Annotated in this window: 24 protein-coding genes; 11 read left to right on the forward strand and 13 right to left on the reverse strand. The window is 66.7% G+C overall.

Translation table 11 applies throughout. From position 1 onward, the window contains the following. The first annotated feature begins 16 nt into the window (after positions 1–16). Positions 17–793: an SDR family oxidoreductase gene (locus ACQFZP_RS05060; RefSeq protein ID WP_211890505.1), complete on the forward strand. Its 777-nt coding sequence runs from the start codon at positions 17–19 to the stop codon at positions 791–793. A 137-nt stretch (positions 794–930) separates the two neighbouring features. Here ACQFZP_RS05060 and ACQFZP_RS05065 read toward each other — a convergent pair whose 3' ends face one another. Both ACQFZP_RS05065 and ACQFZP_RS05070 read right to left on the reverse strand, forming a co-directional pair. Then, the gene (locus ACQFZP_RS05065; RefSeq protein ID WP_179556792.1) at positions 931–1,395 is read right to left on the reverse strand and encodes an SRPBCC family protein; all 465 of its coding nucleotides are present in this window, start codon (positions 1,393–1,395) and stop codon (positions 931–933) included. A gap of 20 nt (positions 1,396–1,415) precedes the next feature. Further along, a complete protein-coding gene (locus ACQFZP_RS05070; RefSeq protein WP_068479684.1) occupies positions 1,416–1,595 on the reverse strand; it encodes a hypothetical protein in 180 nt (59 codons plus the stop codon). Between the two features lie 306 nt (positions 1,596–1,901). On the opposite strand from ACQFZP_RS05070, the gene ACQFZP_RS05075 reads away from it, so the two are divergent. From ACQFZP_RS05075 to ACQFZP_RS05085, 3 genes are all read left to right on the forward strand, one after another. Beyond that, positions 1,902–2,768 (forward strand): AraC family transcriptional regulator, encoded by an 867-nt coding sequence (locus tag ACQFZP_RS05075; RefSeq protein WP_211890506.1) that lies wholly within the window; start codon positions 1,902–1,904, stop codon positions 2,766–2,768. A gap of 181 nt (positions 2,769–2,949) precedes the next feature. After that, positions 2,950–3,999, forward strand: coding sequence for an LLM class flavin-dependent oxidoreductase (locus ACQFZP_RS05080; protein ID WP_211890507.1), 1,050 nt, complete (start codon positions 2,950–2,952; stop codon positions 3,997–3,999). Positions 4,000–4,115: 116 nt separating this feature from the next. Further along, on the forward strand, positions 4,116–6,131 hold the full coding sequence (locus ACQFZP_RS05085) for an ABC1 kinase family protein (RefSeq protein WP_211890508.1): 2,016 nt from the start codon (positions 4,116–4,118) through the stop codon (positions 6,129–6,131). On the opposite strand, the gene ACQFZP_RS05090 is transcribed toward ACQFZP_RS05085, so the two are convergent. Continuing rightward, positions 6,128–7,588 (reverse strand): amino acid permease, encoded by a 1,461-nt coding sequence (locus ACQFZP_RS05090; RefSeq protein ID WP_211890509.1) that lies wholly within the window; start codon positions 7,586–7,588, stop codon positions 6,128–6,130. The genes ACQFZP_RS05085 and ACQFZP_RS05090 overlap by 4 nt on opposite strands. An 87-nt stretch (positions 7,589–7,675) precedes the next feature. Between ACQFZP_RS05090 and ACQFZP_RS05095 the strand changes: the two genes are divergently transcribed. Beyond that, the gene (locus ACQFZP_RS05095) at positions 7,676–9,619 is read left to right on the forward strand and encodes a potassium transporter Kup (protein WP_104311872.1); all 1,944 of its coding nucleotides are present in this window, start codon (positions 7,676–7,678) and stop codon (positions 9,617–9,619) included. Here ACQFZP_RS05095 and ACQFZP_RS05100 read toward each other — a convergent pair. The 6 genes from ACQFZP_RS05100 to dhaK form a co-directional block, all read right to left on the reverse strand. Beyond that, on the reverse strand, positions 9,616–10,107 hold the full coding sequence (locus tag ACQFZP_RS05100) for a hypothetical protein (protein ID WP_211890510.1): 492 nt from the start codon (positions 10,105–10,107) through the stop codon (positions 9,616–9,618). The genes ACQFZP_RS05095 and ACQFZP_RS05100 overlap by 4 nt on opposite strands. A gap of 95 nt (positions 10,108–10,202) precedes the next feature. Beyond that, positions 10,203–11,681, reverse strand: coding sequence for a flotillin family protein (locus tag ACQFZP_RS05105; RefSeq protein ID WP_104311870.1), 1,479 nt, complete (start codon positions 11,679–11,681; stop codon positions 10,203–10,205). 87 nt (positions 11,682–11,768) lie between these two features. Then, the gene (locus tag ACQFZP_RS05110; RefSeq protein WP_104311869.1) at positions 11,769–12,236 is read right to left on the reverse strand and encodes an NfeD family protein; all 468 of its coding nucleotides are present in this window, start codon (positions 12,234–12,236) and stop codon (positions 11,769–11,771) included. A gap of 133 nt (positions 12,237–12,369) precedes the next feature. Further along, positions 12,370–13,083 (reverse strand): dihydroxyacetone kinase phosphoryl donor subunit DhaM, encoded by a 714-nt coding sequence (gene dhaM, locus ACQFZP_RS05115; RefSeq protein ID WP_211890511.1) that lies wholly within the window; start codon positions 13,081–13,083, stop codon positions 12,370–12,372. Beyond that, positions 13,080–13,712, reverse strand: a complete 633-nt coding sequence (gene dhaL / locus ACQFZP_RS05120) for a dihydroxyacetone kinase subunit DhaL (protein WP_104311867.1) — start codon at positions 13,710–13,712, stop codon at positions 13,080–13,082. The genes dhaM and dhaL overlap by 4 nt, the downstream gene beginning before the upstream one ends. 3 nt (positions 13,713–13,715) lie before the next feature. Beyond that, complete coding sequence (gene dhaK / locus ACQFZP_RS05125) at positions 13,716–14,717, reverse strand: dihydroxyacetone kinase subunit DhaK (RefSeq protein WP_211890512.1); 1,002 nt, start codon at positions 14,715–14,717, stop codon at positions 13,716–13,718. A 189-nt stretch (positions 14,718–14,906) separates the two neighbouring features. Between dhaK and ACQFZP_RS05130 the strand changes: the two genes are divergently transcribed. Both ACQFZP_RS05130 and glpK read left to right on the forward strand, forming a co-directional pair. After that, positions 14,907–15,692: an MIP/aquaporin family protein gene (locus ACQFZP_RS05130; RefSeq protein WP_211890513.1), complete on the forward strand. Its 786-nt coding sequence runs from the start codon at positions 14,907–14,909 to the stop codon at positions 15,690–15,692. A 154-nt stretch (positions 15,693–15,846) separates the two neighbouring features. After that, complete coding sequence (gene glpK, locus ACQFZP_RS05135) at positions 15,847–17,361, forward strand: glycerol kinase GlpK (RefSeq protein WP_104311865.1); 1,515 nt, start codon at positions 15,847–15,849, stop codon at positions 17,359–17,361. Positions 17,362–17,448: 87 nt separating this feature from the next. On the opposite strand, the gene trpD is transcribed toward glpK, so the two are convergent. Beyond that, entirely contained in the window at positions 17,449–18,507 is a 1,059-nt protein-coding gene (trpD, locus tag ACQFZP_RS05140) for an anthranilate phosphoribosyltransferase (RefSeq protein WP_179556801.1), read from the reverse strand. Positions 18,508–18,613: 106 nt separating this feature from the next. Here trpD and ACQFZP_RS05145 point away from each other — a divergent pair, with 106 nt between their 5' ends. The 4 genes from ACQFZP_RS05145 to ACQFZP_RS05160 all read left to right on the forward strand — a co-directional run bounded on the left by ACQFZP_RS05145 (position 18,614) and on the right by ACQFZP_RS05160 (position 22,842). Further along, positions 18,614–19,246 (forward strand): aa3-type cytochrome oxidase subunit III, encoded by a 633-nt coding sequence (locus tag ACQFZP_RS05145; protein ID WP_211890514.1) that lies wholly within the window; start codon positions 18,614–18,616, stop codon positions 19,244–19,246. 22 nt (positions 19,247–19,268) lie between these two features. Beyond that, complete coding sequence (locus ACQFZP_RS05150; protein WP_104252851.1) at positions 19,269–20,102, forward strand: cytochrome bc1 complex diheme cytochrome c subunit; 834 nt, start codon at positions 19,269–19,271, stop codon at positions 20,100–20,102. Positions 20,103–20,174: 72 nt separating this feature from the next. Continuing rightward, the gene (locus ACQFZP_RS05155; RefSeq protein ID WP_104311862.1) at positions 20,175–21,254 is read left to right on the forward strand and encodes a cytochrome bc1 complex Rieske iron-sulfur subunit; all 1,080 of its coding nucleotides are present in this window, start codon (positions 20,175–20,177) and stop codon (positions 21,252–21,254) included. Further along, positions 21,238–22,842, forward strand: a complete 1,605-nt coding sequence (locus tag ACQFZP_RS05160; RefSeq protein ID WP_104311861.1) for a cytochrome bc1 complex cytochrome b subunit — start codon at positions 21,238–21,240, stop codon at positions 22,840–22,842. Before ACQFZP_RS05155 ends, ACQFZP_RS05160 begins: the two co-directional genes overlap by 17 nt. A 1,017-nt stretch (positions 22,843–23,859) precedes the next feature. Here the strand turns inward: ACQFZP_RS05160 and ACQFZP_RS05165 are convergent. The 3 genes from ACQFZP_RS05165 to coxB are packed head-to-tail and all read right to left on the reverse strand — an operon-like array spanning position 23,860 to position 26,965. Further along, positions 23,860–24,282 carry a cytochrome c oxidase subunit 4 gene (locus ACQFZP_RS05165; protein WP_104252848.1) on the reverse strand — a complete coding sequence of 141 codons (423 nt, stop codon included), beginning with the start codon at positions 24,280–24,282 and terminating at the stop codon, positions 23,860–23,862. Then, positions 24,279–26,000 carry an aa3-type cytochrome oxidase subunit I gene (ctaD, locus tag ACQFZP_RS05170; RefSeq protein WP_104311859.1) on the reverse strand — a complete coding sequence of 574 codons (1,722 nt, stop codon included), beginning with the start codon at positions 25,998–26,000 and terminating at the stop codon, positions 24,279–24,281. Before ctaD ends, ACQFZP_RS05165 begins: the two co-directional genes overlap by 4 nt. Positions 26,001–26,011: 11 nt before the next feature. After that, a complete protein-coding gene (gene coxB / locus ACQFZP_RS05175; RefSeq protein ID WP_104311858.1) occupies positions 26,012–26,965 on the reverse strand; it encodes an aa3-type cytochrome oxidase subunit II in 954 nt (317 codons plus the stop codon). Positions 26,966–26,984: the final 19 nt, after the last annotated feature.

A 26,984-nucleotide genomic window follows, 5' to 3' on the forward strand; every position in this document is an offset into this window, starting at 1 on the left:
CAATAGACTCGGAGGCATGGCTGAACAGATTCTCAACCCGCTGGCCGCCGGTTCCCTCGAGGGCAAGCGCGCGCTTGTCACGGGGTCCTCGCGCGGTATCGGCGCGGACACCGTCAAGTTCCTCGCGCACGCTGGCGCCAAGGTCGTCGTGAACTACCGCAACAAGGAGGCCCGCGCCGTCAAGCTGGTCGACGCGATCACCGCTGACGGCGGCACGGCGATCGCCGTGGGTGCTGACCTCACCGACGAGGCGAGCCGCCGGGGGCTCTTCTCGAGCATCGAGAGCGCGTACGGCGGGCTCGACGTGCTCGTCCTCAACGCGTCCGGCGGCATGGAGTCGGGCCTCGGCGAGGACTACGCCCTGAAGCTCAACCGCGACGCGCAGGTCGAGACCCTCAAGGGCGCCCTCGAACTCATGGGGGACGGCGGGCGTGTCGTGTTCGTCACGAGCCACCAGGCGCACTTCATCCGGACGACGCCCACGATGCCGGAGTACGAGGCCGTCGCGAGCTCAAAGCGGGCGGGAGAGGACGCCCTGCTGGCGCTCGTGCCCGAGCTCACGGAGCGCGGCATCGAGTTCGTCGTCGTGTCCGGCGACATGATCGAGGGGACGATCACGGCGACGCTGCTCGACCGCCTCAACCCGGGTGCGATCGCCGCGCGCCGCGAGGAGGCGGGCAAGCTCTACAACGTGCAGGAGTTCGCGGCCGAGGTCACGAAAGCGGTCGTCGAGCCGGTTCCGGCCGACAACCTGCGGCTCATCGGCGACACGTCAGGGTTCGTCACGGAGTAGCGGCTCTGCCGTCGTCCTGCACGACTGGCGGACCCAAGGCGGAGATGCCCGGACCACACGGTCCGGGCATCCTGCTGTCGAGCACTGCTCCTGCACCGTCACGGACGGAGGGACGGGGGAGAGCAGGCCAGGGGAGCTCAGGAGTGCTTGAGCGAGTTCGTCGCGAGCTTCCGGCCTGGACCATCTTCGAAGAGCTCCTGGAGTTGCAGCAGATGCTCGCGCCAACCGTCGCGGTACTTCGCGACGTGGATCTCGGCGTAGTCGCCCCGGGGGAATCCCTGCTCGAGGACACGCACCTTGCTCTTCTTGTCTTTCTGCTGCACGACGACGAGTACGACGTCCGTCTCGAAGTCGCCTGATTTCGTCTTCCAGGTGAAGTGCAGTTCCTCAGGAGCATCGATCTTGGTGATGGTTCCCGAGGTGATACGGGGTTTCTTCTTGCCTGGGCGCAGGGAGCGTGCCGTGATCTTCGCGCCGCGCTTGATCTTGAATTCGGAGTCGGGCCACCACAGCTCGCGGAGGTCCTCGTCGACGAGTGCCTGCCAGATGAGCTCTGCGGGTGCCTTGATCCGCACGCTGATGTCGATGCTGGGGGTGAACACCGCGCGTGGGGCCTCGGTCGCTACTTGCGGCTTTGGCCCACGAGCTGCCACGGGATGAACAGCGCCAGTGAGTTCAGGAGGATGCCGGCCAAGAACACCAGGAGACGAAGCGTGTCGCCGTCGACCTGGAAGGCCAGTCCGTAGCACCAGATGCCGGCGCCGAAGATGATGATGCAACCGATGGCAATCAGAACGCTCACGAGTGTCGGCTCCCAGAATCTCTCAGTGACACAAACAACGACGAGGTGGCGCGAGCCACGAAGTCAGCCACGGCAAAATCATCACCGCGTCCACACAGCCTACTGGATGCGGGGCGACGTGCTCGCGCATGACGAGCCGCCTTCGCTACATCCGATAATGCACATTATGACATTACGAGGTGTCGTCCCGCTCCTCTGCTCTCCACTCGCCAGCAATGTCCACACAACCGGCGATGATCTGATCGGACCACGATGATCGGGTGCGCATCCGCTCTCCTGGACAGAATCGTCATCGAAGGAGGAACCGTGATCTCGACACTCAACCATCTCGTCCAGCACATCGAGGCGCATCTCGGCGACAGCATCGACGTCGCCTCGCTCGCCAGCTCGCTCGGCACGACCGAATACCACGCTCGGCGGATGTTCTCATCGCTCGCCGGGATGCCCTTGAGCGAGTACATCAGGCGACGGCGCATGACCGTGGCTGCAGGCGATGTGCTCGGCGATGACGAGCTGCTCGAGATCGCAACCCAGTTCGGCTACGGATCGACCGAGGCCTTCGGCCGGGCGTTCCGCGCCGTGCACGGATCGACACCCGGTGAGGTTCGCCGAGCCGGTGGCCCCCTTCGCTCACAACCGCAACTCAGGTTCCGCCTGACCGTAGAAGGGAACTCCCCCATGGACACACGAATCATCGAACATCCCGCTTTCCAGCTGATCGGGCACGCCGCACGCGTTCCGCTCATCCACAACGGCGTGAATCCTCACATCCAGGCGCATATCGCGGCGATTCCGGCGGAGGCGCACGCGAGGCTCAAGGCACTGAGTTCCGGCGAGCCGACCGGCTTGCTCCAGGTGAGCGCCGACGTCGACCCGGACTACACGGAGGGCACTCCCCTGACCTATCTGCACGGCGTCGCCGTGGGGCACGACCATGCGGTGCCAGACGACCTCGACGTCATCGGGGTGCCGGCGGGAACCTGGGCCGTCTTCACAGCAACTGGAGACTACCCGGCTGCACTGCAACAGCTCTGGGCCGCCACGGCGACCGATTGGTTCCCGTCCAACCCGTGGCGGCTGCGCCCGGGCCCCTCGATCGTCGCGATCATCGACCGGTCGCCAGACTTCAGCACGGCGACGTGCGAGTTGTGGTTGCCTGTCGAGCGGAGTTGAGCGGCGGTCGAATGACGCTCACGCGAGGCCGATGCTCTTTATATCTTTATGATCTAGGAAGAGCGCAGCAAGCGGCATCTCTCCAGAGATGAGATCGGCGCGCACGTCTCCTCACTCGGCCTTACGCTCCATGACGAGAATGCACGGCTGGCCGTGATTCCGGCGGGATGCTTGGGAGATCATGAGCGATCTTGCGACGCAGCCAGCACCCACCACTCCGAAACGACTCTCCTTCCTCGCCTTCGTCGAGCACACCAGAGTCTCCGCGCATCGATCGCTCGGCCTCCAGGAGGGCTTGGAGCTCTTCGAGTACGCCGAAGACCTCGGCTACGACACCGGGTACGTGCGCCACCGGCACCTCGAGACGTACCTTTCCTCGGCCTTCACGTTCCTCGCCGCAGCGGCCCAACGCGCCCGGCGCATCCGAGTCGGGACGAGCGTCACTCCCCTGCGCTTCGAGCAGCCGGTGCGCCTCGCTGAGGACGCGGCGACGCTCGATCTGCTCACGGGAGGACGGCTCGAGCTCGGGCTCAGCTCCGGATACGCGGCGACCGAGTCGACGTTCGCGCAGGCCTTCGGCAGGATCGAGGGCGATGACGTGCGTGCGCTCGTCGACGCACGTCTCGACACCTTCCTCACGGCGATCGAAGGGAGAACCATCGCCACGGCCGAAACCGACCTGCCTTTCGCCGAGGCCGGCAGCGCGCTGACCGCGCAGCCTCAGAGTCCGGGGCTCAGGGGCCGCGTCGCCTACGGGGCCGGTGGCGGCACAAGCGCGCGGAAGACCGGCAGGCGCGGACTGCGACTGCAGCTCTCGACCCTCAACACGGAGATCGGGGACCTCGGCTTCGAGGACACGCAGGCGCAGTACATCCGCGATTATCGCGAAGAGCACGCCAAGGCGAGCTCCCTCACCTCGTTCGCCTCTGTGAGTCGCGCCATCGTGCCATTCGACACTCCCGCCGAACGCTCCGAGCTCGAGTGGCTGCTCGAGCGCGACGCCGAGCGTGCTGCGAACGTGGGCGGAGGTCCGCTGCCATTCCAGTTCGGGCGCGTTGCGAGCGGCACCGGCGAGCAGATCGCCGAAGCGCTCGCGGACGACGCCGGCATCCACGCCGCTGACGAGCTCGTGATCGCACTCCCCTTCGACTACCCCGCCGAGACGCAGCGGCGAATCCTGCGCCAGTTCGCAGAGGGTGCGGCGCCGCACCTCCCGTACCTCTCGCGCTGACCGCAGCGGTGGCACGCGATCGGTCAGAGCTCGAACGACTTCGCAGGTCGGCCGGCATGCTCGAGCGCCAGCCGAGCGGCTAGCCTGGGCGAGTCCCCCATCAGACGAGGAGCGCCGTGTTCGCCAACGCCCTGCTGATCGCCGTCGCGATCCTCGCCGCCATCCTCGTGGGGCTCGTGTCCCGCCGCGTGCTCGGCGTGCCGATCGGGTACATCCGGGCGATCATCGTCGGAGCGCTCGTCGTGATCGCCTCGATCCCCTTCGGCAACTGGATCATCCGCGAGACCGGCGTCGACCAGCTCGAGGACGGCGAGACCAACTTCACGGTCGTCGTGGTCGTGGTGCTCCTCGCCGTCTCGTGGATCTTCGCCCTCGGCGTGCTCGTCCTCGTCGCCCTCGAGGCGACCATCCCCACCCGCGCGTTCCCGAACCCCATCGAGCTCGTCCGCTCCGCCATCCGGCGCCGCAGCCGTACGAAGCGCTATCTGCAGATCCTCACGATCGCGTCGCGCGACGGGGCCGGCTGGCTGCTGCACGGGCGCCGCACCTCGACCGCAGAGGGGCGCACGACCGCCCAGCAGCGCGCGGATGCCCTCATCACGACCATCAACCACGCCGGCGTCACGTTCGTGAAGCTCGGGCAGGTCCTCTCGACGAGACGTGACCTCGTCCCGGAGCCCTACCTCTCCGCGCTCGCGCTGCTGCAGTCCAACGCGACGACGGTGCCGTGGCCCGAGATCGAGCGGGTGCTGAAGAGCGAGCTCGGGGCGCCTCTCGACACGATCTTCCGGGAGATCGACTCCACTCCCCTGGCGGCCGCCTCGGTCGCACAGGTGCACCGCGCCCGCCTCGTCGACGGCACCCCCGTCGTCGTCAAGGTGCAGCGACCGGATGCGCGCGCTCAGGTCGAAGCCGACGTGGACATCATCGGGCGTCTCGCGGACCGGGCCGAGACGCACACGGCGCTCGGCAGGGAGATGCGGCTCTCCGCGATGGCTGCCGGCTTCACGACGACGTTGGAAGAGGAGCTCGACTATCGCGTCGAGGCTCGAAACGTGCACATGATCGAGAGCACGATGCGCGAGATCCACGCGGGCTCCCCCGAGCTCACGGAGATCGCCATCCCTGCCGTGTACTCGGCGGCGAGCGCGCGCAGGGTCCTGACGATGGACGTCATGGACGGGAGCCCGCTGAGCTCAGCAACCGACCGCCTGGAGGCGCTGGGCCCGGAGGCCCGTCACGACCTCGCGCAGACGCTCATGGAGACGGTCATCGAGCAGATCCTCGTCTACGGCGTCTTCCACGCCGATCTGCACCCCGGCAATGTGTTCATCCGCGACGACGGCACGCTCGGCCTCATCGACTTCGGCGCGATCGGCATCGTGCAGCGAAGCCAGCGCGAGCACCTGGCCGCGTTCCTGCTCTCGGCGGCGAGCGACGACGACGTGTCGGCCGCCGACGCGCTGCTCCTCATCGTCGACGCTCCCGAGGACCTCGACGTGGAGGCCTTCCGGCACGACATCGGCATCGCACTCACCTCGGTGCAGCACTGGCCTCGCGGGGAGGGCTCGATCTTCACGATGATGCTCGACGTCATCCGCAAGCACCACCTCGCGCTCCCCTCGACGCTCGCCTCCGCGTTCCGCAGCTTCGCGACGCTCGAGGGCTGCCTTCGAGTCATCGAACCGGACTTCGACTTCGTGCAGCGCGCGCTCCCCTTCGTGCCGAAGCTGCTGAAGCAGCTCCTCGCACTCAAGCGGGTCGTCGGCACCGCGCAGGCGAAGGCCGCCATCGCCGCCGCCTATGCTGCCCGCATGCCGAACCGCATCGACACGATCGTCTCGAAGCTCGAAGACGGCGAGCTGAGCGTGCGGGTCAGTCCGTTCTCCGACCGACAGGATCGCAGCTGGCTCGGGGGGCTCGTCAGCCGAGGCATCGACACGGCGGTGGCCCTGACTGCCGTGATCCTCGCGATCGTGCTGGTCGTCGCGGGCGGCGGTCCAACGCTCGCCCCCGGCCTGCAGCTGTTCAACCTGCTGGGGGCGGTGATCGGCCTGCTCGGCTTCTTCGGGATCCTGCGCGCCATGCTGCGCTCCATCGTCGGATCCAGGGGGCAGTCGCTGACGGACTAGGGCGCGGTGCCCTCGGCGAGCTCGTCGAGCTCCTCGGCCCCACGACGGGACACCCGCTTGCTGACGACGAGGCGCCACATGAGGCCGAGGCCGAGGAACCACAACGGCAGCACGATCAGGCCGGCGCGGGTGTCCTCGCCCATGGCGAGCGCGACGAGGATGAAGGCGAAGAACGCCAGGATCACCCACGGCATGAACCGTCCGCCCGGCATCTTGAACTTCGAGGCCTCGTGGAGCTCGGGGCGCTTCTTCCTGAACATGAGGTAGCTGACGAGGATGAACGTCCACGTCGCGATGAAGTTGAGGGAGCTCACGGAGGTCACGACCGTGAAGGCCGCCATCACGTTGTCACCGAGGGCGAGCACAGGTAGCGCCGCGAAGAGGAACGCCGTCGTGAAGAACACGCCCTGCGTCGGCACGCCACGCGAGTTGAGGAGGCCGAACCGCTTCGTCGCCTGCCCGTCCGCCGCGAGGCCGTAGAGCATCCGCGTCGACGAGTAGAAGCCGGAGTTGGCGCTCGACGCCGCCGAGGTGAGCACCACCAGGTTGACGACGATGGCCGCCGCCGGGAACCCGATGAGCTCGAACATCGAGGTGAACGGGCTCACTCCCGGCTGGATCTGGTCCCAGGGGGTCACCGACATGATGATGACGAGCGCGCCGACGTAGAACACGAGGATGCGCACGACGACCGAGTTGATGGCCTTCGGCAGGTTCTTCTCAGGATCCTCCGCCTCCGCGGAGGCCGTGCCGACGAGCTCGATGCCGACGAACGCGAACACGCCCATCTGGAAGCCCAGGATGAACCCGCTGATGCCGAACGGGAACATGCCGCCGTGGTCCCACAGGTGCGAGACCGAGGCCGTGACGCCGTCCGCGCTCGTGAAGCCGGTGACGAGCAGGAAGATGCCGACGCCGATGAGGGCGAGAATCGCCACGACCTTGATGATCGCGAACCAGAACTCCGTCTCGCCGAAGGCCTTGACCGGCTGCAGGTTGAGGAGGAGCAGACCGATCGCCGTGGCGATCGCCGGCGCCCAGGCGGGGATGTCGGCGTTGAAGAACGCCACATAGCCCGTGATGGCGACGATGTCGGCGATGACCGTGATGACCCACGCCAGCCAGTACGTCCAGGCGACGACGTAACCGGCCCAGGGGCCGATGAGGTCGGCCGCGACGTCCCCGAACGTCTTGTACCCGAGGTTCGAGAGCAGCAGCTCCCCGAGGGCCCGCATGACGAAGAACAGCGCGAGGCCGACGATCGCGTACACGAAGATGATCGACGGTCCGGCGAGGCTGATCGTGGTCCCCGACCCCAGGAAGAGCCCGGTGCCGATGGCTCCGCCGATCGCCAGGAGCTGCAGATGCCTGGCCTTGAGACCACGACGCAGCCCGCCGGGCGCCGTCCCCTCGCTGTGCGGATGCTGCGCCTCGGTCTGGACTGTGCTGCTGGTCACCGGAACCCCCTCGATACTGCTCGATGCCGAACCCGGGAATTCTAGTCTCCGGTCGGCACGCACGCAGACCGGGTCTACATTGGTCGCATGCACGATCTGCGCACCGCGCGACCAGAGGCTGCCGCCGCCTCCCACACCAGAACCAGCGGCACCCTCCTCGCCCGGTCCGCCGTGGGCGTCGCCGCGATCGGCATCGTCTTCGGCGATATCGGCACGAGTCCCCTCTACGCCCTGCGGGCGGTGTTCTCCGAGCACGACGGCATCGTGCAGCCGAGCATCGCGCACGTCTATGGGCTGATCTCGCTCATCATCTGGGCCGTCACGCTGCTCGTCACCGTCAAGTACGTGCTGTTCGTGCTCCGCGCCGACCACGAGGGCGAGGGCGGGATCCTCGCGCTCTCCACCCTCATCGGGCGGCGCCTTCGCGGATCACGGCGCGCCATGGCCGCGACGACCCTCGTCGGGATCATCGGGGCAGCCCTCTTCTTCGGGGACAGCGTCATCACGCCTGCGGTGTCCGTGCTGTCAGCCGTCGAGGGCCTTGAGATCGCGGTGCCGGGCACCGGGGCACTGGTCGTGCCCATCGCCCTCGTCGTGCTCGTCGGCCTCTTCGCGCTGCAGCGGTTCGGCACCGCCGGCATCGGCCGTCTGTTCGGCCCGATCATGCTGATCTGGTTCATCACCCTCGCGCTGCTCGGAATCCCCCACATCCTGGAGCATCCCGAGATCCTCGCGGCGTTCTCTCCGCACCACGCGCTCGGCTTCATCTTCAGCGAGCCGCTCATCGCCGGCGTGGCGCTGGGAGCCGTGGTGCTTGCCGTCACGGGCGCCGAGGCCCTCTACGCCGACCTCGGCCATTTCGGCCGCTCCCCCATCTCGAAGGCCTGGCTGTTCGTCGTGTTCCCGGCCCTCACGGTCTGCTACCTCGGTCAGGGCGCCCTCGTCATCGAGGACCCGACCGCCATCGACAACCCCTTCTTCCGCATGGCCCCCACCTGGGCGGTGTTCCCCCTCATCGGCCTCGCGACGCTCGCCACCGTCATCGCCTCCCAGTCGGTGATCTCCGGCACCTTCTCGGTCGCCAGACAGGCCATGCGGCTCGGCTTCCTGCCGAACCTCAGCGTCAAGCACACCTCGCGTGCGTCCATCGGCCAGATCTACATCCCGGTCGTCTCGATGATCCTTCTCGTGCTGATCATCGGGGTCGTCCTCGGGTTCCGAACGTCGGAGAACCTGGCGGCGGCCTACGGGCTCGCGGTGACGACTACCTTCCTGCTCACGTCGTCGCTCTTCATCGTGTACCTGCGCATCGTGTGGGAATGGCCCTGGTACCGAGTGCTGCTCGTGACGGTGCCGATCGTCCTGCTCGAGCTCGCCTTCTTCGTCTCGGGTCTCGTGAAGTTCTTCGCGGGCGGCTGGCTGCCGCTCGTGCTGGCCGCCGCGATCATCCTGACCATGCTCACCTGGAGACGCGGCCGCGAGATCGTCACCGGCAGGCGCGAGCGCCTGGAGGGCACCCTGCAGGAGCTCATGAGGAGGCTCCTCGCGGACCAGCCGACGCGCGTCCCCGGTTGGGCCATCTACCCCCACGGCGGCGCCCGCACGGCGCCCCTCGCGCTCCGCCTCAACACCCGGGTCAACCACGCGCTCCACGAGCACGTGCTGCTCGTGCGCGTCGCGACGGCCGATGTGCCGCACATCCCGGAGCGCGCGCGCTGTCGGATCGACGACATCGGGCCAGCCCCCGAGGGCCTCGTGCACATCACCCTGACCTACGGGTTCCTCGACCGTCGGGACGTGCCGCTGTCGCTTCGGGACGCCCGGCTCGCCGGCACCGTCTCGCAGTTCGACAACGAGAGCGCGATCTTCTTCCTCTCGCGCATCGCGCTCCGGCCAGGCCACGCGAGTGGAATGGCGACCTGGCGGGCCAAGTTCTTCGTGCTCATGTCGCGCGGTGCGTCGTCTCCCGCAGCGCAGTTCGGGCTGCCTCCTGAGCAGACCGTGGAGATCTCGCCGCAGGTGCTGCTCTAGGCTCTCGCCGCCTCCGCGCGTGCGAAGCCCGTCAGGTACGCCGGCACGAGCACGGACGCGGTGAACAGCAGCGTGAGCACGAACGTGCACGTGAGCACCGTGAGCAGGTCGTACGCTCCCCCGGAGATCCAGAAGCTGCAGAACGTCGCGCCCGCGGCCGCCAGGATCGAGTGCCCGAGAGCGAGCGGCAGCACGCGCTGGCGGGTGTAGGAACGAAGTCCCGTTGACACGCCACGCTCGGCTGCGAGCGCAGCGACTGCGCCCAGGATGCACAGCCCGAGCATCGCGATCCAGCCGAGCAGCAGGGGCACGAAGCCGCGCTCGTCGAGCTGCGTTCGGCCCGCCTCGGTGGCCAGCGCGTAGCCGAGGAACGCCACGAGACCGACGCCGAGCAGCGTCGGGACAAGGCGGGCGAGGACGTCACGCTGGCTCGGCCGGAACGTCGCGAGGGAGATCGACGGGGACTCTTCTGCAGGGGCGACGCTCACGCCGGTCAGTGTAGCCGCCGCAGACGACGAGACGGGGCGACCCCTGGTGGGGCCGCCCCGTCTCAGTGCACGGAACGAGAGGTCGCGACTCTCGGTCAGATGTTCGGCGTGGTGTCACCCGTCTTCGGAGCGGAGGGGGCGAGGCCACCGTCCTTGGCGAACGAGCCGACCAGCTGCTGCAGGTCGATGCCCGTGAGGGTCTTGAGCACCTCGGTGCCCTCGCCGAGAACGGACCCGACCGTCTTCGTGACGGCGCTTGCACCGTCGGTGGAGATGACGGTGAGCTTCTCGATGTTGCTGATCGGGTCGGCCGCGGCGCGGACGATCTCCGGCAGGCGCGAGATGATCTCCTGCGCGATGGCGGCTTCGCCGTACTTTTGCAGAGCCTGAGCCTTGGCGTCCGTAGCTGCGGCCTCTGCAAGACCCTCAGCCTGGATCGCGGCGGCGCGAGCGTCACCCTCTGCACGAATACCGGCTGCGAGCGCGATCTGGCGGTCACGGTCGGCCTCACCGGAGTATCGGACGGCGGCGGCCGCTGCTTCAGCGTCCTGGACGGCGGCCACCTTGTTGGCCTCTGCCGTGCGGGTGCGCTTGTAGACCTCGGCGTCGGTGGCCGCGTTCTCGGTGTCGCGGATGGCGTTTGCCTGCTGGACCTTCGCGTAGGCGTCCGCTTCGGCAGGCTTGCGGATCTCGATGTCGAGCCGCTCCTGCGTCACGAGCGCCTGCTCGATGAGCGCTTCGCGCTCCTGCTGTGCGACGAGGCGGTCCTGCTCGGCCCGTGCGAACTGGCCAGCGGCCTCGGCTTCCGCGTTTGCGCGGTCGGTCTCGGCCTTGATGGAGGCCTGACGGAGACGGAGTTCCTTCTCACGCTCTGCGATGCGCTCAGATGCCTCGATCTTCGCGAACTCGGACACGCGGGCCGCTTCGGCCTCGCTGACCTCCGCGACCTGACGGGCGCGAGCGGACTCGGAACGCCCGAGGTTCTGCAGGTAGTCGCTGCCGGGCGTGGAGATGTCGGAGATGTTGAGGAGGTCGACCTGCAGACCCTGCTCGATGAGGTCGGCCTTCGTCTCGGACACGACGCGGTCGGAGAGGCTCTTGCGGTCGGAGATGATCTGCTCGATCGTCATGTCTCCGACGATGGAACGAAGCGAGCCCTCGAGCGACTCGCGGATGATGTCGGTGAGCGCTTCCTGCTGGTCCAGGAATCGCTGGGCCGCGCGGCGCACGCCTTCCTCGGTGCCGGACACCTTGAAGTTGATGGACGCCTTGATGGCGATCTTGATGCGGTTCTTGTCGACACCCTCGACCTGGATGCCGATCTGGCGCTGCTCGAGCGAGAGCGCGAAGCCCTGCTGCAGAATCGGCCAGACGAACGTGCGGCCGCCGATCACGACGCGCTGTCCCGTCATGTCGCTCTGGGCCTTCTGCCCGGCGCCGCGGCCGACGATGATGAGGGCCTCGTTCGGTGGGACGCGGCGGATGCGGGATGCGATGAAGACACCGAGGGCGAGCAGCGCGATGATGATCGCGATGACGCCGATCACGGAGACGTTGGCAGTTATCAAGTCCATATGGTCGATTTCCTGTCGTGGAGGTCGTGGTTGGTCATGCTGTGGTCGTACCGCGCCTGCCGCCTCGTCCGGTGAGCGCGACAGGGCTTAGTTCGATTCGCGTTCGACTTTGACGCGCGAGCCGAGGTGCTGCACGACGCGGATGCGCGTTCCCTGCTCGATGTCCCCGTCGGCGAAGGCGAGGCGTCGTTCGATCTCGTGGGAGCCGTCGAGCGCGACTTCGCCGCTGGCGTTCGTGATGCGGGACATCGCCGTTCCGGTATCCCCGGTCACGTCGCGCGGCACGCCATCGCTGCTCTTCGAGAGGTTGCGCACGAGGAGGGCAGATCCGACGTAGGCGATCAGACCGATCACGATCGCGACGATGTAGGCCCAGAACTGCGGGAGTCCCATGCTGTCCGTGATCGCCCCGGAGGCGCCGAAGACGACGAGGGCGACCGCGAGGCCAGGTACCGAGAGCAGTCCACCGGCATCCACGTCGAGGATCTCTCCGAAGAACATCGAGAAGACGAGAAGTCCGAGGCCGATCGCTCCGATGATGATGAAGACGGTCATGACGGTGAGCTCCCTGGTGGCCGCGTGTGGCGGGGTGTGCCCCCGCCTGGCATTGATTCTACCGAAGGCGCGGACGCCGACGCGCGGGGACTTTTCCTCGGCGCCGGTGCCGCGTGCTGCGGTTGCGTGTTCCTCAGGCTTCGCCGAAACCGGAGCTGATGAGCTCGGCGAGTTCTCGCACAGCCTGGTCCGCGTCCCTGCCGGTCGCGGCGACCTCGATCTCCTGACCGTGTGATGCCCCGAGCGAGATGATGCGCAGGAGGCTGTCCGCGTCGGCCCCGCCGATCGTGATCTTCGCCTCGAATCTCGCCGCCGCCGCCGCGAGCTGCGCCGCCGGCCTCGCGTGGAGCCCCTGATCGTTGACGATCGTGACGCGAGCGCTCGCGTCGGGCACCGTGGCATCCGACGCTGAATCCGCTGCGACCTCCTGCGAAGAGCCCTCGCCGAGGCCGGTCGACTGCTCAGCTGGGCGCAGCCAAGCGGACTCTCCAGCAGCGACGACCTCGTCGAGAGAGGCACCGCCCGCCGCAGCGACGGCGGCCGCGACCGTGCCCTCGACCAGTGGCGCGTCCACGAGCCGGACCTCGTCGGCATCGTCGTCGAGCATCTCGAGGACCGTCTCGGCGGTCATGACGGCCGAACCGAGGTCGGTGAAGACCGCGACTCCGTCGCCGGACCGTGCCTGTGCCACGGCGCTCTCGATCAGCTCGAAGCTCGTGCCGACGCGACCGTCCTCCGTGCCGCCGGCGGCGATGATCGCCACGTCAGCGGCCATCTGGCCGGCCAGCTCGACGAGCCCATCAGCGATGCGGGCCGAGTGAGAGACGACGACGATGCCGACTGTCACGAGGCGGCCTCGACCGCGGCCCCGAGGAGGTAGGCCGTCGACTGCGCTCCAGGGTCGCGGTGCCCCGCACTCCGCTCGCCCAGGTAGCTCGCCCGCCCCTTCCTCGCGACGAGCGGCTCCGTGGCCGCGGCGCCTTCGACGGCGGCGAACGCCGCGGCGCGCAGCACCGAGACGGCATCCTCGCCCGCGTCCGAGGCCTTCTGCGCCGCGGACGCGGCCGGGGACCATGCGTCCACCATCGTCTTGTCGCCTGGCTGCGCCTTGCCGCGCTGCTGGAGTCCGGCGCTCGCCGCCTCCACGAACGCCGCGACGTCAGCCGGGTCGAGTTCCGCCTTGCCCTTGAGGGCAACCGCGCCCTTGAGGAAAGCTGTCCCGTACAGCGGCCCCGCAGCACCGCCGACGGTCGAGATGAGGGTCGTCGCGAGCAGCTTCAGCACATCCGCCGGCGTCGCGCCGTCCTCGAGCGTCGACAGCTTCCCGAGAGCCGCCTGGAATCCTCGGTCCATGTTCTCGCCGTGATCGCCGTCACCGATGTTCCTGTCGAGGTGGATCAGCTCAGTCCGATGTTCGGCCATAGAGGCCGCGGAGAGCTCCACCCATGTGCGAGCCCAGTTTCCGTCGAGTGCCATGTCCTACCTTCCCCACCGGAGCGCCGCCGTGTGGACGGGCGCATCCCATAATTCGGTCAATTCGTCGTCGAGTCTCAGCACGGTGATCGAGCATCCCTGCATCTCCAGCGAGGTCGTGAAGTTCCCGACGAGGTGACGAGTCACGGAGATCCCGTGCTCTGCGAGTACCGCCGCCGCCCTCCGGAACACGATGTAGAGCTCGATTTCCGGCGTGCCCCCCATTCCGTTCACAAAGAGAAGAACATTGTCGCCGGATGCAAAAGGGAGGTCCTCGAGAATCGGGGCCAAGAGGCGATCGACAATCGCATCCGCAGGCTCGATCCCGATTCGCGCGCGCCCGGGTTCCCCGTGAATGCCGATGCCGATCTCGATCTCATCCTCAGCGAGGTCGAAGCTCGGCTCCCCCGCGTGCGGAACCGTGCACGCCGTCAGGGCGACGCCCATCGATCGCGTCTGCGCGTTCACGCGCTCCGCGAGGCCCGCGACGGTGTCGAGGTCGTCGCCGCGCTCGGCCGAGGCACCCGCGATCTTCTCCACGAGCACCGTGCCTGCCACGCCTCGACGCCCCGCCGTGTACAGCGAGTCCTTGACGGCCACGTCGTCGTCGACGATGACGCTGCGCACCTCGATGTCCTCGGCGAGCGCGAGGTCGGATGCGGTCTCGAAGTTGAGGACGTCACCCGTGTAGTTCTTGACGATGTGGAGCACCCCGCGGCCTGAGTCGACCGCTTTCGTCGCCTCGAGGATGGGGTCAGGCGTCGGGGAGGTGAACACGGGCCCAGGAACTGCCGCGTCGAGCATCCCGTACCCGACCAGGCCTCCGTGCATCGGCTCGTGACCAGAACCGCCACCGGACACGATGCCGACCTTGCCGGCCACCGGCGCGTCGTTGCGCACGAGGAACGCCGGCTCCGGAGCGACCCGGAGAATGTCGGCGTGTGCGAGCGCCATGCCTTCCAGCGCTTCTTTGACAACGTCCTTCGGATCGTTGATCAGCTTTTTCACGATCATCCTCTCGACGAGATATTGGCGGCAGCATTGCAACCAGGCCCAGCCTAGTGCCGCCGACTTGTCACGATTCGGGGAAATTCCCTCGTAACACGCGCGTATTAGTTCGCGCTGTGCCTAGGGTGAGGCACCGCTCAATCGCGGCACGGGCTCGCCCCGTATCGAACTTCCCAGAAAGGCAATCCCGTGGATCTAGGATCGATCTTCTTGGCCGAGCTGGTGGGCACCGCAGTGCTCGTCCTCCTCGGTTGCGGTGTCGTCGCCAACGTCGTCCTCAAAGGCACGAAGGGCAACGGCGGCGGCTGGCTCCTCATCAACTTCGGCTGGGGCTTCGCCGTCTTCATCGGCGTGCTCTCGTCTGCGGCCTCCGGCGGCCAGCTCAACCCAGCAGTGACGCTGGGCCTCGCGGCCAACGCCCTCGTGAACGGCGACCCGATCGACGGAGGAGAGATCGGCCTGCGCATTCTCGCCCAGCTGATCGGTGCCATCCTCGGAGCCGTCATCGTGTGGCTCGCCTACAAGCTGCACTTCGACGACGAACCCGACCCGGCCTCCAAGCTCGCGGTCTTCGCCACCGGCCCGGCGAAGCGCAGCCTCGGCTGGAACACCGTGACCGAGATCATCGCGACGTTCGTCCTCGTCCTCGCGGTCATCGCCTTCACGAACTTCCCGGGGATCCTCGGCAGCGACCTCGGATCGACCGCACCCGATTCGACGAGCCTCGGCAACCTCGCGCCGCTCGCCGTCGCGATCGTCGTGGTCTCCATCGGCGCGAGCCTCGGTGGCCCGACCGGATACGCCATCAACCCAGCACGTGACCTCGGGCCCCGCCTCGCGCACGCCTTCCTCCCCATCAAGGGCAAGGGTGGCAGCGACTGGAGCTACTCGTGGGTCCCCATCGTCGGACCGATCATCGGCGGCATCCTCGCAGGCCTCGTCGGCACCGCGATCCTGCCAGGCGTCACCGCCTAGCACCCGCGAGCACACCACCACGTCTTCGGGGCCGGACTCCTCACAGATCCGGCCCCGAAACTGTCTGCATGACACCACCCGCGATGCTCGCGCCAGGTCGGCATCGCTGTCACCACCACTGGCACATCACCATCTCTGACAAGGGAGTCATTCCGTGAGCAAGTACGTCATCGCCATCGACCAGGGCACCACCTCCTCTCGAGCCATCGTCTTCGACCACTCAGGGTCGATCGTGTCCACGGGGCAGCTCGAACACGAGCAGATCTTCCCGCAGGCCGGCTGGGTCGAGCACGACCCGAAGGAGATCTGGAACAACACGCGAGAGGTCATCGGCCAGGCGCTCTCGAAGGCGAACATCACCAGGCACGACATCGCCACGATCGGCATCACCAACCAGCGCGAGACGGCCGTGGTCTGGGACAAGACCACCGGCGAGCCGGTCTACAACGCGATCGTCTGGCAGGACACGCGCACCCAGGCCATCGTGGACCGCCTGGCGGCCGACGGCGGCGTCGAGCGGTTCAAGGACACCGTGGGCCTGCCCCTCGCCACCTACTTCTCCGGCACCAAGATCGTCTGGATCCTCGAGAACGTCGACGGAGCGCGCGAGCGAGCCGAGGCAGGCGACCTCATCTTCGGCACGACCGACAGCTGGGTGCTCTGGAACCTGACGGGCGGGGTGAATGGGGGCGTGCACGTCACCGACGTCACGAACGCCTCCCGAACGCTCTTCATGGACCTCGAGACGCTGGCCTGGGACCAGTCGATCCTGGACGCCTTCGGTGTTCCAGCGTCGATGCTCCCCGAGATCAAGTCCTCGTCCGAGGTCTACGGACACGCGAGCACGCAGTCGCTCCTCCGCGAAGTCCCGATCTCCGGCATCCTCGGCGACCAGCAGGCGGCGACGTTCGGGCAGACAGCCTTCACGTCCGGTGAGGCCAAGAACACCTACGGCACCGGGTCCTTCCTGATCTACAACACCGGCGAGAAGATCGTGAAGTCCGAGAACGGGCTCCTCACGACGCTCTGCTACAAGCTCGGCGACGCGGCTCCCGTCTACGCGCTCGAGGGCTCGATCGCCGTGACCGGCTCGCTGGTCCAGTGGCTCCGCGACAACCTGGGTCTCATCAACTCGGCACCGGAGATCGAAGAGCTGGCGAGCAAGGTCGAGGACAACGGCGGCACGTACATCGTCCCCGCGTTCTCGGGCCTCTTCGCGCCGTACTGGCGACCGGATGCACGAGGCGCCATCGTCGGTCTGACGCGCTTCGTCAACAAGAACCACATCGCGCGTGCAGCGCTGGAATCCACGGCGTACCAGACGCGCGACGTCCTCGAGGCGTCGAACGCTGACTCAGGCGTGCCCCTCGCCGAGCTCAAGGTCGACGGCGGCATGGTCGCCAACGACACGCTCATGCAGTTCCAGGCCGACATCCTCAACACCGATGTCGTTCGCCCCGTGGTCACGGAGACAACCGCACTCGGCGCCGCCTACGCGGCCGGCCTCGCAGTCGGGTTCTGGAAGGACCTCGACGAGGTGTCCGCCAACTGGCAGGAGGACAAGCGCTGGACCCCGCAGATGCCGGAAGAGGAGCGCGAGCGCCTCTACCGCAACTGGAAGAAGGCCGTCTCGAAGACGCTTGACTGGGTCGACGACGACGTCTCGTAGTCCGGGAAACGCAGAGAACACGTCGAGGCCCTCAGCAGCACCTGCTGAGGGCCTCGGCCGTTCTCCGTGGTCTGAGCTGCGTCGGGGTCAGGCGGCGCGTGTCGCGGCGACCCAGGCGTCGAGGGTCTCGATCGCCCGCCCGCTGTCGATGCTCGCCGCTGCATCCACGATCCTGGCTGACAGCCGCTCGCGGAGGGGCCGCTCGGCGGCCTCGGGATTCTGCGCGAGGTCGTAGGCGACGAGGCCAGCGGCGGCGTTGAGCAGCACGATGTCGCGGACGGCACCGTGTCGCTTCCCGGACAGGACGTCGCGGGCGATCGCGGCGTTCTCCTCTGGCAGGCCTCCGAGGAGCTCCTGCATGTCGTACGTGCCGAGGCCGACGTCGCGCGGATGAAGGTCGTGCTCCGTGATCGCGCCGTTCGAGACCTCCCAGATGTGGCTGTATCCCGTGACGCTCAACTCGTCGAGCCCGTCGTCTCCTCGGAAGACGAGTGCCGTCGCACCGCGCGTGCGGAACACGCCGGTGATGAGGGGGATCGCCGCCTGGCGTGCCACGCCGACCGCCGAGGCCTCCGGTCGTGCTGGGTTGGTGAGCGGGCCGAGCAGGTTGAACACGGTGGGGACGCCGAGCTCGCCGCGCACCTTCCGCGCGTGCCCGAAGCCCGGATGGAACTGCGCCGCGTACACGAACGTCAGGCCGACCTCCTCGAAGATCCGCTTCACGCGCACCGGATCGGCCGTGTGCACGGCGCCGAGCGCCGAGAGGACGTCGCTGGAGCCCGACTTCGCGCTGGACGCACCGCCGCCGTGCTTGACGACCGGCACCCCGGCCCCAGCGCAGACCATCGACGACATGGTCGACACGTTGACGGTTCCGACCATGTCACCGCCGGTGCCGACGATGTCGAGCGCCATCGGCGGCACATCGAGCGGCACCGCGTGCTCGAGGATCGCGTCCCGGAAGCCGACGACCTCCTCGACCGTCTCCCCCTTCGCACGGAGCGCCACGAGGAACGCCGCGAGCCGAGCCTCGCTCACCTCGCCCGCCATCACCTGGCGCATCGCCCACGTCGCCTGCGCGACGCTCAGGTCCTCACCGCCAAGCAGCTTCTCGAGCAGTCCGGGCCAGGTCTCGGTCGAAGTCATGCAGGAAACGATAGTCGTCCACCACCCAGGCACACCTAATCGGACGCGACCCGCCGGTCGGGCCCGCCTTGTCTCGTGAGCCTGGGAAATCGGTCATAATGGTCAGGTGACTGCTGCAACCTCCGCTCAGGCCGTGCACACGGTCCATCGCCCCAATACGACTGCCATCGGCGTCATCGTTTGGCTCGGTAGCGAAGTGATGTTCTTCGCTGGGCTCTTCGCGATCTTCTTCACACTGCGCTCAATGGCGCCGGAGCAGTTCGCCGAAGGCCACAGCGTGCTGAACGTCCCCTTCGCGACCATCAACACGCTCATCCTCGTGAGCTCGTCGTTCACGTGCCAGTTCGGCACGTTCGCGGCTGAGCGCGAGCAGGCGCGTGCGACCGGCAAGAGCCCCAAGCACTGGGGCGCCATCGAATGGTTCTACCTCACGGTCCTTCTCGGCGGCATCTTCGTCGCGGGCCAGGTCTGGGAGTACGCCACGCTCGTGAGCGAGGGCTACGTCCTCAACCTCAACGCGTACACGAGCGCCTTCTACATGACGACCGGCTTCCACGGCCTGCACGTGACCGGCGGACTCGTCACGTTCCTCCTCGTCATCGGCCGCATGTACTCGGCCAGGCGCATGGGCACCCGCGAGGTCAGCAGCGCACTGGGCATCTCGTACTACTGGCACTTCGTCGACGTGGTCTGGGTTGCACTCTTCTTCGTCATCTACCTGCTGCCCTACTTCTCGTAGCCCGATCCTGGAGAACACCCAAATGTTCCGAACCACCAAGCCACGGACTGCGAAGACGGCGACCCGCAAGACGGCACGCCGCCGCACCCCCCTCGCCACCGCCGCACTCCTCGGAGCCGGCCTCCTCCTCACCGGAGGCGCGTACACCGCGATCGACTCCGCGACGACGGCGGCCGCAGCACAAGGTGCCGCCCCCGCCGCGGCGAGCGACATCGAGAACGGTGCTGCGCTCTTCGGCGCGAACTGCGCGACCTGCCATGGCATGAACGCCGCCGGTACGGAGAACGGTCCGAGCCTCATCGGCGTCGGAGCAGCCGCCGTCGACTTCCAGGTCGGAACCGGCCGCATGCCGATGCAGGCGAACGCCGCCCAGGCGCCCGCGAAGCCCGTCCAGTTCGACGAGCAGGGCATCAGCGACCTCGCGGACTACGTGGCATCGCTGGCTCCCGGCCCCGCTGTCCCGGACGAGCAGTACCTGCAGGCCGACGGCGACGCGGCACGCGGCGCCGAGCTCTTCCGTATCAACTGCGCGATGTGCCACAACGTGGCCGGCGCTGGCGGCGCCCTGACCGAGGGCAAGTTCGCTCCCGAGCTCATGACCGTCGAGCCGGTGCACCTCTACGAGGCCATGATCACCGGCCCGCAGAACATGCCCGTCTTCAACGACGCGAACCTCACCCCCCAGGACAAGGCCGACATCATCACGGCCATCCGCTGGCAGACCGAGGTCACGGGCACGATCGGCGGCAACAGCCTCGGATCGCTCGGACCCGTCTCCGAAGGCCTCTTCATCTGGATCTTCGGGATCGGTGCCGGCGTCGCCATGGCGGTCTGGATCGCCACTCGACCGAACTAGTGCTGGCTGAGACCTGGCACAGGCACCCAAGACATACTGCAGCTGAACAGACACACCCAGAAAGGGATCACCATGGCTGATGGCGAACACGGCGGAGAGCTTCGCACTGCTCCTTCGTCGGAGCGGGCGCCTCACATCGGGACCGCGATCCTTCCCAAGGACGGCTTCGAGAACCCTGGCATGCCGGCGCACCGCGACCGGATCACCGACGTAGACCCCGCACAGGCGAAGCGCACGGAGCGCATCCTCGTCGCGCTCTTCGTCTTTTCGGCGCTCGCCAGCATCTTCGCTGTCGTCGCCTACTTCGTGTGGCCTATCAGCCGCGAGGACATCTCCACGGTGCGGGCGAACAACATGTTCCTGGGCATCGGCATCGCCCTCGCCATGCTCGCCATCGGAATCGGCACGGTCGCCTGGTCGAAGTACCTCATGGCCGACCACGAGATGGCCGAAGCACGCCACCCCGGCAAGGGTTCGCCCGCGACACGCTCACGGGCCGTCGAGATCTTCGCGCAGGCCAACGAGGAATCCGGCTTCAGCCGCCGCAAGCTGTTCCGCAACTCGCTCATCGGTGCGCTCGTCGCGATGCCGCTTCCCGGCATCGTCCTCTTCCGCGACCTCTACAACGGAAACAACCCGGACCCGGTCGAATCCCTCTCGCACACCATGTGGGAAGAAGGGACGCGCCTTGTCCGCGACCCTACGGGCACGCCGATCCGCGCAGCCGACGTCACGTACGGCTCCGCGTTCCACGTGATCCCGGACGGCCTCATCGACCTCGAGCACCACCTGCTCGAGGAGAAGGCCAAGGCCGTCGTCCTGCTGATGCGTCTCCCCGCAGACCAGCTCAACGAGCGCGAAGACCGAGCGGGGTGGTCGTACGACGGCATCGTCGCCTACTCCAAGGTCTGCACGCACGTCGGCTGCCCTGTCGCTCTGTACGAGCAGCAGACGCACCACCTGCTCTGCCCCTGCCACCAGTCGCAGTTCGACGTCAAGAACCACTGCGAGGTCATCTTCGGACCCGCTGGTCGTCCGCTCCCGCAGCTGCCGATCGCCGTCGACGACGAGGGCTACCTGATCGCGCAGAGCGACTTCACCGAACCTGTCGGACCGAGCTTCTGGGAGCGACGCCATGACTACAACGTATAAAGCTCCGGTCCGCGAAGGCGGCTTCATCGCTGGCGCCGCCAACTACCTCGACGAGCGCACCACGATCTCGGGCGCGGTCAAGGAGTTCGGCCGCAAGATCTTCCCGGACCACTGGTCTTTCATGCTCGGTGAGATCGCGCTCTACAGCTTCGTCGTCATCCTGCTTTCCGGCACGTTCCTGACGTTCTTCTTCGACCCGTCGATGGCGCACGTCGAATACGAAGGCTCCTACCTGCCCCTCAAGGGCATGGGCATGTCGGCCGCGATGGCATCCACGCTCGACATCTCGTTCGACATCCGCGGCGGCCTCCTCATGCGCCAGGTGCACCACTGGGCGGCCCTGCTGTTCGTGGCCTCCATCGGCCTGCACATGCTGCGCGTCTTTTTCACGGGCGCGTTCCGCAAGCCGCGCGAGCTCAACTGGGTCGTCGGCTTCGTGCTCTTCATCCTCGCGATGGCTGAGGGCTTCACGGGCTATTCGCTCCCCGACGATCTGCTCTCCGGCAACGGCCTGCGCATCATCGACGGCATCATGAAGGGCATCCCGCTCGTCGGAACGTGGGTCTCGTTCCTGTTCTTCGGCGGCGAGTTCCCCGGCACCGAGATCGTCGGCCGCCTGTACTCCTTGCACATCATGATCCTGCCCGCGATGGTCATCCTGTTCATCGCGCTGCACCTTGCCCTCATGGTGATCAACAAGCACACCCAGTGGCCTGGACCCGGCCGTACGAACGGCAATGTCGTCGGAAACCCGGTCCTGCCGGTCTTCGCCGGCAAGGCCGGAGGATTCTTCTTCCTCATCTTCGGCCTCATCTTCCTGATCGCGTCGTTCTTCTCGATCAACCCGGTCTGGAACTACGGCCCGTACGACCCGTCCCCCGTGTCCGCTGGAACCCAGCCTGACTGGTACATCGGCTTCGCCGACGGAATGCTCCGCCTCATCCCACCGGGCTGGGAGGTGTACTGGTTCAACCACACGTGGTCGTTCGCGATCCTGACACCGCTGATCGTCATCGGCATCTTCATCGTGCTGGTCGTCGTGTACCCCTTCATCGAGGCCTGGATCACGGGCGACAAGCGCGAGCACCACCTGCTTGACCGTCCGCGCAACGCTCCGACCCGTACCGCCATCGGTGCTGCCGGTGTCACGTTCTACGCGGTCATGTGGGCAGCGGCAAGCTCGGACCTCATGGCGACGCACTTCCATCTCGCGATGGAACATGTCATCCACTTCCTCCAGGTGATGCTCATCCTCGGCCCGATCATCGCGTACATCGCCACGAAGCGAATCTGCATCGGCCTGCAGAAGCGTGACCGTTCGCTCGCGCTCCACGGCGTGGAGTCGGGTCGTGTCCTTCGCCTCCCGCACGGTGAGTTCGTCGAGGTTGAGGTTCCTCTGGACAAGTACGACCGCTGGGAGCTGGTCTCCTACAACGAGCAGGCTCCGATCATGCTCCGTCCGAATTCGGATGGCAAGATCACGGCGCCTATGCGCGTGCGTGCCGCCCTGTCCCGATGGTTCTTCGAGGACCGTGTCGAGCCGGTCGCCAAGGGCGAGCTCGAGCAGGCACACCACGGCCACCACTAGGTCGTAGCCAACTCCTGTGGCAGCCTCCTGGGCTGCAAATGGGGCTGTCAGATCCGCACACATGCGGGCTGGCAGCCCCATTCTCGTCTGAGCTCGAAGCTCGAGCCAGGATGGAGCAGCTTGCCTCGTGGATGGAGGCGAGCGATACTTGCTTGGCCGTCGGCGTCACTGTCGGCTTCAGCGTCCGCCCCGACGTGGCCGAGGTCGAGGTCAGCACGGAGCCGGCCTGCTGCGGGCGCCCCGGGGCGCAGGGCGCAGAAGCAGCATGGCCAAATGTTGTCGACCGAGCAGTCCCTGAGCCCCGCCGCCTTTGGGGGTAGGAAACGACCGTGGACGCAGGCTCGGCGTTCCAGGGGCCACCTGTGGTCGCCTCTCCGCACGAAGGAGAGCTGCAACTGCTCCCCGATTCGAGCCGGTGCGTGTCATCGATGCGCGCACACCAGTTGCGGACTGGATCTCGAGCACCCGGGCTCCCCCATCACTCGTGTTGACCGGCCGTAGGAGGCACCGCAGCCGCAGTCTCTGCATCATCACGGGCGGGACGCTGTTCGTCCTCGCCCCGTGGCCCAGCGCTCGGCCCCTCGAGGGCGGGGATTCGACGTTCTTCGTGCAACGTCGACGGGGTTCAGGACTCCGCATCATCAGCAGCGAGGGTTCGCGCGCACCCGCTCGTCTGCACCGCTCCACCAGGCCGAGACGCGCTCATGGTCCCATTGCGCGAAGTCTGCGCCCCCTCGGACGATGAGTTCCTGTCTCCTCTTCCTCGTGCCTCAGGTCGCGGACAACCCAGCCGCACGTGCCTGTCCCGCCGATGACCGGATATGGGCCGGGCAGACGCCGTGCACGCGCACGTGGGGCCCAAGTCGAGGCCCATCCATATATGCCCCCCGGGCCCTCATCAGCGCCACGCATGCACTGGATGGCGCTCCCCTACCGCGTGGGCCCGGCGTGCGGGGAACACAGGCAAAAAGGCCCGCCCCTCGTGAGAGGGACGGGCCAGAAGCCTTAGGACAGCGCCTAGTGGGCGTAGCGTCCGCGGTAGTACTCGAACACCCAGCCGACGATCGCGATGATGAACAGCGGGGCCGCGAAGTACGCGAACCACCATCCACCGATCGACAGGCCCAGGAAGATCAGGCCGACGGCGAGGGCCAGCACGAACGGCCACCAGCTCTGCGGCGGGAAGAACCCGAGCTCGGGGTCGGCGTCAGCGATCTCCCCGTCGAGACGATCCTCCGGGAGGACGTGCACGCGGAAAGGCTTGGCGGAGCTGCCCAGGTAGAACGCGACGAACGCCACGAACAGACCAGACAGTGCCAGTGCGACGATGCCGACCCACTCGTAGTGGCCGAGAGCCGCACGAGTCCACAGGACGTAGATGACGGTCACAACCGCGTAGAAGACGGCGAGGACCCAGAGGAGGCGGGCTGAGGTCTTCACTCTCGTTCTCCGATCTTGTCGTTGACGGGCGTCAGGTCACGGTATCCGTGTGGTGCGACCTCGGGGTGGTTGAGGTCGAACGCGGGGCGCTCCGAACGGATGCGCGGGATGGACGTGAAGTTGTGTCGCGGCGGCGGGCAGCTGGTTGCCCACTCGAGCGAGGAGCCGTAGCCCCACGGGTCGTCGACCGTGACCTTCGGCGCATTGCGCGCGGTGAGGAAGATGTTCAAGAAGAACGGCAGGAGCGAGATGGCGAGCACGAACGCGCCGATCGTCGACAGCTGGTTCATCCACGTGAAGTTGTCCTCGGGCTGGTAGGTGGCGTACCTACGCGGCATGCCCATAACACCGAGCCAGTGCTGGATGAGGAACGTCATGTGGAAGCCGATGAACAGCAACCAGAACTGGATCTTGCCGAGGCGCTCGTTGAGCATCTTGCCGGTCCACTTCGGCCACCAGAAGAAGGCGCCGGCGAACATCGCGAACACGATGGTGCCGAAGACCACGTAGTGGAAGTGCGCCACCACGAAGTAGGTGTCCGACACGTGGAAGTCAAGCATCGGCGAGGCCAGGATGACTCCGGTCAGGCCACCGAAGACGAACGTGACGAGGAAGCCGAGCGAGAAGAGCATGGGCGTCTCGAACGTCACCGAGCCTCGCCAGAGAGTTCCGATCCAGTTGAAGATCTTCACTCCGGTGGGCACGGCGATCAGCATCGTCATGAGCGCGAAGAACGGCAGGAGCACGGTGCCGGTCACGTACATGTGGTGCGCCCACACGGACGCCGACAGGGCGGCGATCGCGATCGTCGCGTAGACGAGGGTCTTGTAGCCGAAGATCGGCTTCCTGCTGAAGGCCGGGAAGATCTCGGAGACGATGCCGAAGAACGGCAGAGCGAGCACGTAGACCTCTGGATGGCCGAAGAACCAGAACAGGTGCTGATAGAGGATCGCACCGCCGGCCTCGACGTCGTAGATGTGAGTGAGGAACACGCGATCCATGAGGAGACCGAACCAGGCGGCAGCGAGGACCGGGAAGGCGAAGAGAACGAGGATCGACGTGATCATCGCGTTCCAGGTGAAGATCGGCATGCGCCACATCGTCATGCCGGGCGCGCGCATGGTGATGATCGTCGTGATGAAGTTCACGGCACCGAAGATCGTCGCGAAGCCTGTCGCCGCGAGACCTGCCACCCAGAGGTTGCCGCCTACGCCTGGGGAATAGGTGGTCGTCGACAAGGGGACGTAAGCCGTCCAGCCGAAGGATGCCGCACCTCCCGGCGTGAGGAAGCCGCCGACCGCGATGAGCGCGCCGAAGGTGAAGAGCCAGAAGGCGAAGGCGTTGAGTCGCGGGAAGGCGACGTCGGCCGTGCCGATCTGCAGAGGCACGAGGACGTTCGCGAAGCCGGAGAACAGCGGCGTTCCGAACATGAGCAGCATGATCGTGCCGTGCATGGTGAAGAGCTGGTTGTACTGCTCTTTCGTGTCGATGATCTCCATGCCCGGCTCGAAGAGCTGGGTACGGATGACCAGCGCCATCACACCACCGATGCAGAACCAGACGAAGCTGGAGATCAGGTACATGTACCCGATGGTCTTGTGGTCCGTCGAGGTGATCCAGGAAACGAGGACATTGCCCTTGCGCTCGACTGAGCTGCTAGGAGCGGTGGTCGCCTCAGAGACCGGGGTGATGCCTGGACGGTTCAGCGTTGACGTCATATTCGTCGCCCCTATTCCGACTCGTGGTTGAACTCGGGAACATCAGTGCCCGGAAGGTTCTGGTTGCGGTTGTAGTCGTCTCCGTGGGAGCCGACGTTGCCCGCCGCGCGAAGCTCGGCGATGTAGGCGTTGTACTCGGCCTGCGAGACGACCTCGACCTGAAAGAGCATCATCGAGTGGTACTCGCCGCAGAGCTCGGCGCACTTGCCCATGTACGTGCCTTCACGTTCTGGGACGAACGACATGGTGTTGGTGTGGCCGGGGATGTTGTCGATCTTGTAGTGGAAGTCGACGATCCAGAAGGAGTGGATGACGTCGCGCGACTTGATGTCGAGCGTGACGTTCGCACCGACCGGGAGGACGAGCTTCGGCAGTGCAGCCTCGTCGACCTCTCCGGTGGCGGCGCCGCGCTCGCCGCCCTCGGACGGCTCGCGGATCTCCTGCGCCTGGATTCCCTCGTAGTAGACACCGGAGTCGTACTCGGTGTTGCTCGTGGGCAGGTAGTTGAAGTCCCACGCCCACTGCTTGCCGTAGACCTCGATCTTCACGTCCTGCTCTTCTTCGGCGAAGTTGGAGACGACCGGGGCCTCCTCACGCACGGTGAAGGCGAAGAAGCCTGCGACCAGGATGACCGGGACCACGGTGAAGAGGATCTCGATGGGCATGTGGTAGCGCAGCTGCGCCGGCAGGCCCTTCTCGCCCTTGCGGCGGCGGAACAGAACTGACGCCCAGATGATGAGACCCCAGGTGATCCCTCCCACGACGAGGAGGATGATCCAGGAGTTCACCCAGAAGTTCGTGAAGGCGTCGGAATGGTTGGTGACACCAGGGTCACCGGGCATGTAGCCCCGTAGTTCTTGCGACGTGCAGCCAGCCAGGATCAGAATCAGGGCTGCTGCAATCGGAGCGGCGAACCACTTCACGCGGCGGGTGTCTCGCACGGCAAACCTTTCGAGGTGACGCATACAGGTTGCTGTCAGTCTA

The organism is Pseudoclavibacter sp. Marseille-Q434, from assembly GCF_050315415.1.
GTDB lineage: Bacteria > Actinomycetota > Actinomycetes > Actinomycetales > Microbacteriaceae > Pseudoclavibacter.